At 73.0% G+C, this 11,245-nt stretch carries 9 protein-coding genes; 7 read left to right on the top strand and 2 right to left on the bottom strand.

The genetic code is table 11. The annotated features are described in order from the left end of the window. Positions 1-3,720, bottom strand: a 3,720-nt coding sequence (locus tag Q1N79_RS12230) for an AAA domain-containing protein (RefSeq protein ID WP_300608466.1), incomplete at its 3' end; no start/stop codon positions are given. A gap of 137 nt (positions 3,721-3,857) precedes the next feature. Here Q1N79_RS12230 and Q1N79_RS12225 point away from each other — a divergent pair. Genes Q1N79_RS12225 through Q1N79_RS12215 form a run of 3 tightly spaced genes read left to right on the top strand, consistent with a single transcriptional unit; the run spans position 3,858 to position 6,189 of the window. Continuing rightward, positions 3,858-4,268: a GntR family transcriptional regulator gene (locus tag Q1N79_RS12225; RefSeq protein ID WP_300608464.1), complete on the top strand. Its 411-nt coding sequence runs from the start codon at positions 3,858-3,860 to the stop codon at positions 4,266-4,268. Continuing rightward, a complete protein-coding gene (locus Q1N79_RS12220) occupies positions 4,265-5,167 on the top strand; it encodes an ABC transporter ATP-binding protein (protein ID WP_300608462.1) in 903 nt (300 codons plus the stop codon). Before Q1N79_RS12225 ends, Q1N79_RS12220 begins: the two co-directional genes overlap by 4 nt. After that, complete coding sequence (locus tag Q1N79_RS12215; protein WP_300608460.1) at positions 5,164-6,189, top strand: hypothetical protein; 1,026 nt, start codon at positions 5,164-5,166, stop codon at positions 6,187-6,189. Before Q1N79_RS12220 ends, Q1N79_RS12215 begins: the two co-directional genes overlap by 4 nt. A gap of 28 nt (positions 6,190-6,217) precedes the next feature. Here the strand turns inward: Q1N79_RS12215 and Q1N79_RS12210 are convergent, their stop codons facing one another. Continuing rightward, positions 6,218-7,240 (bottom strand): LLM class flavin-dependent oxidoreductase, encoded by a 1,023-nt coding sequence (locus tag Q1N79_RS12210; RefSeq protein WP_300608458.1) that lies wholly within the window; start codon positions 7,238-7,240, stop codon positions 6,218-6,220. 180 nt (positions 7,241-7,420) lie between these two features. Here Q1N79_RS12210 and Q1N79_RS12205 point away from each other — a divergent pair, with 180 nt between their 5' ends. The 4 genes from Q1N79_RS12205 to Q1N79_RS12190 all read left to right on the top strand — a co-directional run bounded on the left by Q1N79_RS12205 (position 7,421) and on the right by Q1N79_RS12190 (position 11,125). Next, on the top strand, positions 7,421-8,563 hold the full coding sequence (locus tag Q1N79_RS12205) for a glycosyltransferase family 1 protein (RefSeq protein ID WP_300608456.1): 1,143 nt from the start codon (positions 7,421-7,423) through the stop codon (positions 8,561-8,563). Then, positions 8,560-9,744: a glycosyltransferase gene (locus tag Q1N79_RS12200; protein ID WP_300608454.1), complete on the top strand. Its 1,185-nt coding sequence runs from the start codon at positions 8,560-8,562 to the stop codon at positions 9,742-9,744. The genes Q1N79_RS12205 and Q1N79_RS12200 overlap by 4 nt, the downstream gene beginning before the upstream one ends. Continuing rightward, the gene (locus tag Q1N79_RS12195) at positions 9,741-10,586 is read left to right on the top strand and encodes an SGNH/GDSL hydrolase family protein (RefSeq protein ID WP_300608452.1); all 846 of its coding nucleotides are present in this window, start codon (positions 9,741-9,743) and stop codon (positions 10,584-10,586) included. Before Q1N79_RS12200 ends, Q1N79_RS12195 begins: the two co-directional genes overlap by 4 nt. A gap of 164 nt (positions 10,587-10,750) precedes the next feature. Further along, the gene (locus Q1N79_RS12190; RefSeq protein WP_300608450.1) at positions 10,751-11,125 is read left to right on the top strand and encodes a hypothetical protein; all 375 of its coding nucleotides are present in this window, start codon (positions 10,751-10,753) and stop codon (positions 11,123-11,125) included. Positions 11,126-11,245 lie beyond the last annotated feature (120 nt).

Below are 11,245 nucleotides of genomic sequence, written 5' to 3'. Positions count from 1 at the left end.
CGGGGCGACCGGGGCGACCGGGGCGACCGGGGCGACCGGGGCGACCGCAGAGGCCGCGGGCGGGGGCACCGGGGGCGGGGGGGCCGGGGGGGCCGGGGGGTTGGCGCGGACGGCGGAGTCGTAGGCGGCGCGGAGCTTGGCAAGTTCGGCGTCCGGGTCGGTGAACCAGCTCGTGGACCACAGCCGGTGCACCCGCCAGCCGAGCCGCTCCAGGTGCTCCTTGCGCAGCCGGTCCCTGTCGCGGACGCTGCCGGAATCCCGGTAGGAGGCGCCGTCAGCCTCGATCGCCAAGATCATCAGGGACGAGTCGCTGGGGTGCGCGGCCGCGAAGTCGACCCGGTACCCGCCCACGCCGTACTGCGGCACGACCGTGATCCCGAGTTCGGCCAGCCGCGCGGCGACGTCGGCCTCAAAGGGGCCGATGCCCGATCCGGAACCGGAGGCCGCCACGGGGGTGCCGCCGGAGCCTGCGTACTCCAGGTACTCGGCGAGCAGCCGGGCGCCCGGCTTGGTGAGCCGGCCCGGGTCCACCTCATGGCTGGAGAACGAGCTGACCACGGTGAGCCGGCGCTTGGCGCGGGTCGCGGCGACGTTCAGCCGCCGCTCGCCGCCGTCGCGCAGCAGCGGGCCCCACTGGTAGCGCATCCGCCCGTCCGCGTGCTTGCCGTAGCCGACGGACAAGATGATCGCGTCCCGCTCGTCGCCCTGCACCCGCTCCAGGTTCTTGACGAAAAACGGCTCGGGCACGTCCTCGGCGAAGAACGCCTCAAGGTCGCGGGCGGAGGCGGGGGTGGGGGCGGCGCGGTCGCGGGCGGCGGCGGGGGGCGGGTCGGTGGCGGATGGGAGGGCGGCGCGGAGCGCCGCGTCGATGCGCTCGGCGTGGCGCAGGCCGAGGGCGATCACGCCGAGGGACTCCTGCGGCCGGCTCCGCGCGTGCTCGAGGACCAGAGCGACGACCTCGGCGACCTCGGCGAAGACCGACGACTCCTGGCCTGGCGAGGCGTCCTGGGCGACGACCACGTGCCGCAGGCAGTCATCGCGCGCCACCCCGGGGAACGTGGTCAGCGCGCCGCCGTAGATCCGGTCGTTGGAGAACGCGACGAGGCGCTCGTCGCGGCTGCGGTAGTGCCAGTTCAGCGCGCAGGTCGGCAGCAGCGGGCGCAGCGCGTCGAGCACCGACTCGAACCCGGCGCCGAACGACACCATGCCCTCGTCGAGGTCGTCATCGTCTGCCGGATCGCCGGAATCCACCTGCCGGAAGAAGTTCGTCGGCGGCAGCTGCCTGTCGTCCCCGGCGACCACCACCTGGTGCGCCCTGATCATCGAGCCGATCGCGTCGGCGGGCACGATCTGGCTCGCCTCGTCGAAGATCACCAGGTCGAACAGCCGGGCCAGCGGCAGCACCTGGCTGACCATCAGCGGGGACATCGCCCAGCACGGCTTCAGCGCGAACAGCACGTCGCCGGTCTGGTCGAGCAGCCGCCGCAGCGGGAGGTGGCCGCGGCGCAGCGCCGCCTGCTTGCGGATCACGCGAGCCTGCAGCGGGTGCCTGTCCACCGCCTCACGCAGCTGGCGCGCCCACGCGCTGCGCACCCGGGCCCGGTTCGCCGCCAGGTGCTCGGTGTCGCGGTGCCGGAACTCCGCGGCGATCTCGTCAAGGGCGGCGCCGTATTCGGCACCGTATTCGGGGTCGCGGACCCGGATCTGGTCCAGGATCGACCGGTACCACGCGTAGTCGAAGGCGCTGACGACAAGGTCTGGGGAAGGCGCCACGAGTTGGTCCCGTGCGGGGGGTTGCAGGGGGGTCGCCCCCCCGCTGGCAACCTCGTCGAGCAAGGGGGCGAGGCCGAGCGCGGCGAACCGCCGCGCCAGCTCGTGCAGCCGCGGCAGCCGCCAGGGCGTCTCCTGGTCGGCCGCCAGGGCCGCCGCCGCTGCTGCTGGGTCCTCGTCCAGGCCGGCCAGCGGCGCGAGCGCCGACAGCGCCGACAGCTGCCTGCAGCACTCCTGCCAGGCCTGAGCCAGCGCCGGGTAACCCGACGGCAGCCGCGGTTCGCCGCTCGCGCCAGGCCCGGCCAGCGTCTGCCACCGCGCACGAGCCTCCCGGCGCAGCGCGCGCCGCTCGCGGAAGCCCCGGCCAGGCGAGCCCGCGTCGGCGAGCAGGGTGAACAGCGCGGTAACCCGGGACCGTTCGGGATGGGTGAAAGGAATGCGCAGGCCGGTTTCGCGGCATGCGGCGGCCAGCCGTGCAGCTAGCTGCGGCAGCGTCCTTGTGTCGAGCGTGACGGCGAGCTCGACCGCCTCGCGGGCCGCCTCCCTGCTGCGCAGCGCGGCACCGAACCAGGGGCTGCTGCCCGGGCGCAGCGCGAAGCCGCCGAGCCGGGTGAACTCGCGCAGCTCGTCGCGGATCTCGTCGGCCAGCTCCGGCGTGATCCGCTCCGGGTCGGCGACGCCCGCGCTCATCCGGGCGGCGGCGGGCACCCCGAGCAGCGCCGACTGCACCTGGTAGGCGGACAGCCGCCACGGCTCGTGCACCCGGTGCAGCGCGGTCGCGTGCCGCCGCAGCCGCTGCTGCCTGTCGGTCAGCCTGCGGTGCAGGGCGGCGGTGTCGGGAACGGGCGCGTGTTCGGCGAGGTCGAGGGTGGCGCCGAGGCCGGCGGCGATCCGCTGCCTGTCGCGCGTCCCCTCGTGGATGTCGAGCACGAGGTCGCTGAGGTTGACGCTGACCAGGCGGGACAGCACGGCGTCGATCGCGGCCCGCTTCTCGGCCACGAACAGCACCTTGCGCCCGCGCACCACCATGGCGGCGACCAGGTTGGCGATCGTCTGGCTCTTGCCCGTGCCGGGCGGGCCGTGGATCACCAGGCTGCGGCCGGCGACCACCGCGTCGATCGCGCTGCGCTGGGAGGAGTCGGCGTCGAGGATCGAGTAGTCGTCTTCCGGGGCATCGCCGGACGGCGCCGGCAGCGGTGCGGAGGGCGCGGGCGGCGCGGGCGGCTGTCCGGGGTCGGCGCCGACCAGCTGCTGCGCCTCGGCGTCCCCGGCGATCGCCGCCACCAGGTCGCTGTCGGCGAGCAGGTCGCCAGCCGCCTCCAGGTCCCTGACCATGGGCAGCTTGGCGTAGGTGAACGTGCCGACCACCTTGCGCCGCTCGATGGCGAAGCCGGGGATCTCCGCCTGTGCGGCCGCCCGCGCCAGCTGCGCGGCGATCCGGTCCTGGCTCGGCTTCTCGATCACCGCGCCGAACACGCTCGCCAGCTTGTGCAGCAGCACCGGGTTGACCTCGACCTCGTCGTCCAGGGCCAGGTCGAAGTCGTCGTACCGCGCGCGTGTCGGTGTGATGGTGAGCGCCCGCAGCAGCACCGGCGCGGCGGGCTCGAGGAAGAGCTCGTCCCAGCGGGCGAGCCCGGTGGCGAGGTAGCCCGCCCTGATCCCCCGCTCCTCGGCGAGCTCGCGCGCCTTGCGGTGGATCGTCTGCATCCGCCTGATGGCGTCCGCGCGCGCCTCCGCGTCCGTGAACAGGCGGGTGAGCCTGGCGGTGCCTGTCTTCTCGAAACGCTCGACGGCGTCGGGGTCGGCGGTCGCCAGGTCCAGCGTCCCGGCGCGGCGGTCCTTGTAGTACAGCAGCGTGTTGCGGCCGCCGAGGTCGGTCAGCGCGTCGATCCACTGCCGTTGCGCGGCGGCGACGAGCTCGAGCCGGCGGGCGTCGTTCGGTTCGGTCAAGGCGGGCCTCCGCGCTGCCTTCTTGCTCCCCGGGGAAGGACTTCCGGCTACCCCCGGGTGACGGGCGCAAACCCGTTGACACGCGATCACCGCGTCTCGTAAAGTACTAGTCAACTAAGACACTAAAGCGGTGATGCATGATTGCTTTCCGGGTTGACGGGCGGTCCGGAGTCCCGCCGTACCTGCAGCTCGTCCAGCAGGTACGGCAGGCGCTGCGGATGGGCGTGCTCAAGGTCGGCGACCAGCTGCCGACGGTGCGCGAGGTCGTGGCGGCCGTGGCGGTCAACCCCAACACGGTGCTCAAGGCCTACCGGGACCTGGAGCGCGAGGGCCTGATCGAGGCACGCGCCGGCCAGGGCACCTTCGTCAGGCAGCTCCCGCCAGGCCCGCCGCCTGGCACCCACTCCCGCCTTGGCCGCAGCCTGGCCCGCTGGGTCGGCGAAGCGCGCGCGGCCGGGCTTGACGACGAGGCGATCGCGTCGCTCCTGCAGGTCACGCTGCGCGCGACGGGCGAGGCGAATTCACACTCCGCGGAGGAAATCGCATGAACGCGGCAATTGAGACTCAGGGGCTGACGAAGCGGTACCGCCGGGTCACCGCGCTCAGCGACTGCTCCATCACGCTGCCCGAGGGCCGGATCAGCGCGCTCGTCGGGCCGAACGGCGCGGGCAAGACCACGCTGCTGCGGATGCTCGCCGGGCTCTTGCGGCCGACGGCGGGCACCGCTTCCGTCCTGGGCCGCGAACCGCGCCAGGACCCGGCGTTCCTCGGCGAGGTCGGCTTCCTGGCACAGGAGATCCCGCTGTACCGGGGGCTCACCGCCGAGGATCACATTCGCGCCGGCGCGCACCTGAACCGGCGCTGGGACGCCGCGTCGGCGCGGACGCGGCTCGCCACCCTGAGCGTCCCGCTCGACCGGGCGGTGGGCAAGCTGTCCGGCGGCCAGCGCGCCCAGGTCGCGCTGGCGCTGACGCTGGCCAAGCAGCCGCGGGTGCTGCTGCTCGACGAGCCGGTCGCGGCCCTGGACCCGCTCGCGCGGCGGCACTTCCTCGGGACGCTGACCGCCGCGGTGGCGGACGCAGGCGGCGAACTCACCGTCGTGCTGTCCTCGCACCTGATCGTCGACCTGGAGCGGGTGAGCGACCATCTCATCCTGTTGTCCAAGTCCCGGGTGCAGCTCTGCGGCGACGCCGACGACCTGCTCGCCGAGCACAAGATGCTCGTCGGGCCGCGCAAGGACACCTCCGTGCTCGAGAGGACGCACACGGTGGTGCACGCTGTGCGCACGCCGCGCCAGGCGCGCTTGCTCGTCCGGCTGAACGGCCCGGTCATCGACCCGGCCTACGAGATCGAGGACATCAGCCTTGAAGACCTGGTCCTCGGCTACATGGGCGCCGACGCGCCCGAGGCGTACGCCCACCTCACCGCGGTAGGAGAAGACCAATGACCTGGCTCGTCTGGCGGCAGTACCGCCTGCAGGCGGCGATCGCCGCGCTGGTGCTCGCCGCCTTCGCCGCCATCATGCTGATCACCGGGTTCCAGATGGCCGCGCAGTGGCACACCATGCTCGCCAGCTGCACCGCGAGCGGCACGTGCGGCACGCTGCAAATAGGTGGCGCGCCGCTTGGCAGCGTGCTCGGGCACGACTTCGCGATCCTCAGCATGCTGGCGCCGGCCCTGTTCGGAGCACTGGTGGGGGCGCCGCTCGTGGCGCGCGAGCTCGAGACCCGCACCACCGACTTCGTCTGGGCGCAGAGCATCACCCGCACCCACTGGCTCGCGGCCAAGATCGGGTGGCTGCTGCTGGCCGCCGCCGTCTGGGGCGGCGTGATCTCCGCCCTGGTCACCTGGTGGTCCGGGCCGCGCAACGCCGCGTTCGCCAACGCGTTCCAGCCCAACTACTTCGACCAGCAGGGCCTGGTCCCTGTCGGGTACTCGGTGTTCGCCACGGCGCTGGGGATCGCGGCGGGCGCGGTGTTCCGCCGCACCCTCCCGGCGATCGCGATCGTGGTCGGCGGGTTCATCGGGATGCGGCTGTGGGTCTCCCAGGACCTGCGGATGCACTTCATGACCCCGGTCACCACCTACTACGCCACGACAGCCAACTTCACGTACCCGGCGGGCTCCATTCAGGTCGGGGGCGGCCTCATCAACAAGGCGGGGCAGCTCGTGACGGGAGGGACGGGGAACCTATTCATCGACGGCGTGCCGAGCACGTCGCTGCCGGCCGCCTGCCAGAAGCTGATTCCCGCCAGCCTCAGCGGCCCGGCCGAACCCGTCCCCGTCCCCAACGGCGCGATGAGCGCGGTCCTCGGGTGCCTGCAGAAGGCGGGCTACCGCCAGTTCGTCTCGTACCAGCCGATCAGCCGCTACTGGGCGTTCCAGGGCATCGAGACCGGCATCTACGTGGCGGTGGCCGCCGCGCTGATCGCCCTCACGTTCGTCGTCGTCCTCCGCAGGGACGCGTAGCCGACCCGAACCCTGGGCCGCCCCGCCGTCAGGCGCGGGCGGCTTCGGCTACCAGCTGGAAGGACGCCAGCCGGTCGGCGGGATCGTAGGTCTGGGTGGTGATCATGAGCTCGTCGGCCTCGGTCCGCTTGAGCAGGTCCTCAAGGCCGGAGCGGACCGTGTCGGGCGCGCCGATCAGCTGGCTGGACCGCCGGTCGGCGATGAAGGCGCGCTCAAGGTCGCTGTAGGGGTAGGCGGCGGCCTCCTCCGGGCTGGGCACCTGCCCGGGGCGCCCCTGGCGCAGCCGCAGGAACGACAGCGCCGACGAGCCGGCCAGGTAGCGGGCGCGCTCGTCGGTCGCCGCGCAGATCACCCCGGCCGCGACCATCGCGTACGGCTCGCCTAGCGCCTGCGACGGGCGGAACGACTCCCGGTACAGGGCGAGCGCAGGGAGCGTGTTGGCCGGCATGAAGTGGTGCGCGAAGGCGAACGGCAGCCCGAGCAGCCCCGCCACCTGCGCGCTGTAGCCGCTCGAGCCGAGCAGCCAGATGTCCGGCCCCGCGCCCTCGCCCGGCACGGCGCGGACCGTCGCGTAGGGATGGCCGGCCGGCCACTGCCCGGTGAAAAAGCCCAGCAGGTCGGTGAGCTGGCGCGGGAATTCGTCCGGGCCGCCGTGCCGCAGAGCCGCCGCGGTGGCCTGGTCGGTGCCGGGCGCGCGGCCGATGCCGAGATCGATGCGGCCTGGGTGCAGGGCCTCGAGCATGCCGAACTGCTCGGCCACCACCAGCGAGGTGTGGTTCGGCAGCATCACGCCGCCGGATCCGACCCTGATCCGCGAGGTCGCGTCGGCGATGTGCGCGATCAGCACCGGCGGCGACGAGCTCGCCACGCCGGGCATGCCGTGGTGCTCGGCAACCCAGAACCGGGTGAAGCCGAGCCGCTCGGTCTCACGGGCCAGCGCGATCGTGGCGCGCAGCGCCTCGGCGGCGGTGCCGCCCGCCGGGATCGGGGCCAGGTCGAGCACCGACAGCGGCACTCCGGCCAGGGTCAGGGGGGCGTCTGCGTCTGCCACGCAAGTGGGCAACACCGGGGGACAAGGAGTTCTTCCCTTCAGCGCCGCGCCCTGCACGGGTGGTTTTCTTAGGTGACGCCGGGTGTTATTGCTGAGCCGTCATGAATTGTCATCGATAGTTCGCCGGGACGTAACGGTGTCGTGGCGGATTTCGAACACCTCGTGGGGGACCTTGTGGGCATGAGGATCGCGATCATTACGGAGTCGTTCCCGCCCGATGTCAATGGCGTCGCACACTGCGTAGTGCGCGTGGCAGAAAACCTCGTCCGCAGCGGCCACCACCCCCTGGTCATTGCCCCGGAGTCCGCGCGCGCCACATCAGGCGCAGACACCCAGTTCGCCTACCCGGTGGAACGGGTCCCATCCGTTCCCCTGCCCGGATACCCGACGTTCCGGCTCGGCCTGCCCACGCCGCGGACCCGCCGGGCCATCGTCAGGCACCGCACCGAGCTTGTCCACCTGGCCAGCCCGGTCGCCCTCGGCGCGTGGGGCAGCCACGTAACCAGGGCCATCGAGCTGCCGATGGTCGCCGTCTACCAGACCGACCTGCCGAACTACGCGCGCGCCTACCGGCTCGGCGCGGTCACCGAGTCCTTCGCGTGGCGCTGGCTGCGCGACATCCACAACGCGGCCGACCGGACCCTGGCCCCGTCCACCGTGACGGCCGCCGAGCTGCGTCAGCACGGCATGGAACGGGTGCGGCTGTGGGGGCGCGGCGTCGACATCCAGCTGTTCCACCCGGCGCGCCGGGACGAGCGGCTGCGGGCAGCGATCGCGCCAGGCGGCGAGGTGATCGCCGGCTACGTGGGGCGGCTGGCGACCGAGAAGCGGGTCGACCTGCTGGCCTCAGTCGCCGCCGTGCCCGGGGTGCGGCTGGCGGTGACGGGCGGCGGCCCCATGGACGAGGAACTGCGGCAGTCCATTCCGGCCGCGGTCTTCCTCGGCACCCGGCACGGCGCGGACCTGGCGCGGATCTACGCGAGCCTGGACGTCTTCGTGCACACAGGCCCGTTCGAGACGTTCGGCCAGACGATCCAGGAAGCCGCGGCGAGCGGGCTGCCCGTGATCGCGCCCGCCGCGGGCGGACCGCTTGACCTGGTCGACAACGGGATGACCGGATTCCTGGTCCCCCCTGGCGACGGCGACGCGCTCGCCGCGGCGGTCAGCAGGCTGGCCAAGAACCCCGCGCTGCGCGCCCGGCTGGGCGAGGCGGCCAGGCGCCGCGTGCTCGCCAGGTCCTGGCCCGCCCTGGTCGACGAGCTGGTCGGCCACTACGCCGCCGTGCTCGGCACGGAGGATGTCCCACGCAGGATGGCCGCATGAGAATTGTCCGGCTGGCCAACTACGTTGGCCCGCGCTCTGGTGGCATGCGTACCGCGCTGCGCGAACTGGGCGCAGGCTACCTCGCGGCGGGGCACGAGCCGGTGCTTGTCGTGCCTGGGCGCCTGCGGGGCCGCGGCGACGAGCAGACCGCGCAGGGCCGGGTGATCACCAGGTACGGGCCGGTCGTGCCGTTCACCGGCGGCTACCGGGCGCTGCTCGCGCGCCGCGGGCTTGCCGCGCTGCTGACCGAACTGCGGCCGGACCTGATCGAGGTGTCGGACCGGACGACGCTGCGCTGGACCGGCCGGTGGGCGCGCGAGCACGGGGTGCCCGCGGTGATGGTCTCGCACGAGAGCCTGACCGGGCTGCTCAGCCTGCCGGCCGACGTCTCCGGCATGTCCCGCTGGCGCAGCCGCCTGCTCGCCAACATGGGCAAGGCGCTGGCCGACGCGTTCAACCGGCGCAGCGTGCGCGCCTACCAGCGGATCGTCTGCACCACGCGGTGGGCGGCGGCCGAGTTCGAGCGGATCGGCGCGCCGAACCTGACGCGCATCCCGCTGGGTGTCGACCTGGAGCTGTTCAGCCCCGAGCGGTACAGCTGCACGACGCGAGACGCGTACGCGGGCCAGGAGCAGACGCTGCTCGTGCACTGCGGGCGGCTGTCGGTGGAGAAGAAGCCGCACCGCTCGCTCGCCGCGGTGGCCGGGCTGCGCGCCGCCGGGGTGGACGCCGTGCTCGTCGTCGCGGGGGACGGGCCGCTGCGCACCCGGCTCGAGCGCGCGGCACGGCGCAGGTCACTGCCAGTGCGGTTCGCCGGCTTCATCACCGATCCCAAGCACCTGGCCACCCTGCTTGCCAGCGCCGACGTGGTGGTGGCGCCCGGACCGGTGGAGACGTTCGGGCTGGCCGCGCTCGAGGCGCTGGCCTGCGGCACCCCGGTCGTGGTCAGCGCGGCCAGCGCGCTGCCCGAAGTGATCGGCACCGCCGGGGTCGCGGTCGACGGCGAGGACTTCGCCGGCGGCGTGCGCGCGGTGCTCGCCAGGGACCCGGAAGCCCGGCGCGGGGCGGCGCGGACGCGTGCCGAGGAGTTCGGCTGGCCTGCCTCGGTCGCGGCCTTCCTGGCAGTGCACGAAGCCCTTAACCCAGACTCGTCTCGTTCTCCCGGGCAGGTAAAGCCATGACACGGATCGTGACTCTCGGCGACTCGATCACCATCGGCATGGGCGATCCCATGCCCGACGGGGGCTGGCGCGGCTGGACGCGGCTCCTGGCCGCGGGCCTGCCCGCACCGGAGCTGCATAACCTCGCGGTGCTCGGGGCGCAGGCCAAGCACGTCGAACGCGACCAGCTTCCCGCCGCGCTCGAGCTCCGGCCCGACATCGCCAGCGTCGTCGTCGGCATCAACGACACGCTGCGGGCCGGCTTCAATCCCGAGCGGACCGGGCAGTGCGCCGCCCGGACGGTCGCCGCGCTGCGGGCGTCCGGCGCGACAGTGCTGACCATGCGGCTGCCGGACCCTGGCCGGATGTTCGGGCTGCCCGGCGGGCTGGCCAAGCCGCTGTCGCGGCGGATGCAGGCCGTCAACGCCGAACTCGACAAGGTGGCCGCCCGGTACGGCACGCTGCACTGGGACGCCACCCGCGACCCGGAGACCTATGACCGGCGCAACTGGTCGGTGGACCGGCTGCACCCCAACGAGCGCGGGCACCGCCTGATCGCCTGCCGGTTCTGGGACTCACTCGCCGCGGCCGGGCACGACCTGGCCGCCAAGCCCGATCTCGAGCCGGCCAACCCGGGTCCGTCCCGCCGCGACGATTTCATCTGGATGGCCACCAAGGGCACCAAGTGGGTGCTGCGCCGCTCGGTCGACCTCATCCCCTACATGCTGTTCATGGCCGTGCGCGACTGGCTGGCCGGGCCCAGGGAATGGGTGACCGGCGCGGAAGGCGAATGGCTGCCCGCGCTGCCCGCGCTGCCCGCGGTCGGCGACACTGCCGCCGCCGCCGAGCCCGTGGCGGAATAAGAAACGCTGGGGAGACGGCCGCCGTCCTCCGGGACGGCACGGACGCGGTCACCGTGGGCCTGCGTCGTGCTGAGGTCGCCCATCGTCCGCGCGACGCTCACCGGCACCGCGGTCATCAACTTCTTCAGCTGGATGTTCAGCGCGCTGTTCATGCTCTTCGCGTCATGCTCTTCGCGGTGGACAGGCTGCGCGTCCATCCTGGGGGGCTCGGCCTGGTCATCGGGGCGGGCGCGTTCGGCGCGTTCGTCGGCACGCTGCTCGGCAGGCACCTGGAGGCGGCCCCGCTCGCCCTGGTCCCGCTCGCCTCCCCCGCGCACCACCTCGTCGTGCTCGCGATGCTGTTCGCCGCGCTGTTCATGAGCGGCTTCGGCGTGATGGCGCTCGACGTCACCAGCGGCGCGATCTTCGCGTCGGTGATACCGGACGCCGTCCGGTCCCGGGTTTCCTGGGCGTTCCAGGCGATCAACTGCGGCACCCGGCCGGCCGGCGCGCTGCTCCTGCTGCCGTCGCCGCTGCCCCGGTTCCGCAGGCCGGCCTGAAACAGGACATACCGGAAGGCTGAAGATTGTCAGGAAACCTTCAGGGAACTGGTAGCACCGGCTGACAGTCCCTTCGGAGTTCGCCAAGGTTGGTAGCCGATTCTCAAGGAGTAACAAGCC

Origin of the sequence: Trebonia sp. (genome assembly GCF_030042015.1) — a bacterium.
GTDB lineage: Bacteria > Actinomycetota > Actinomycetes > Streptosporangiales > Streptosporangiaceae > Trebonia.
This window is presented reverse-complemented; position numbering and strand designations above follow the sequence as displayed.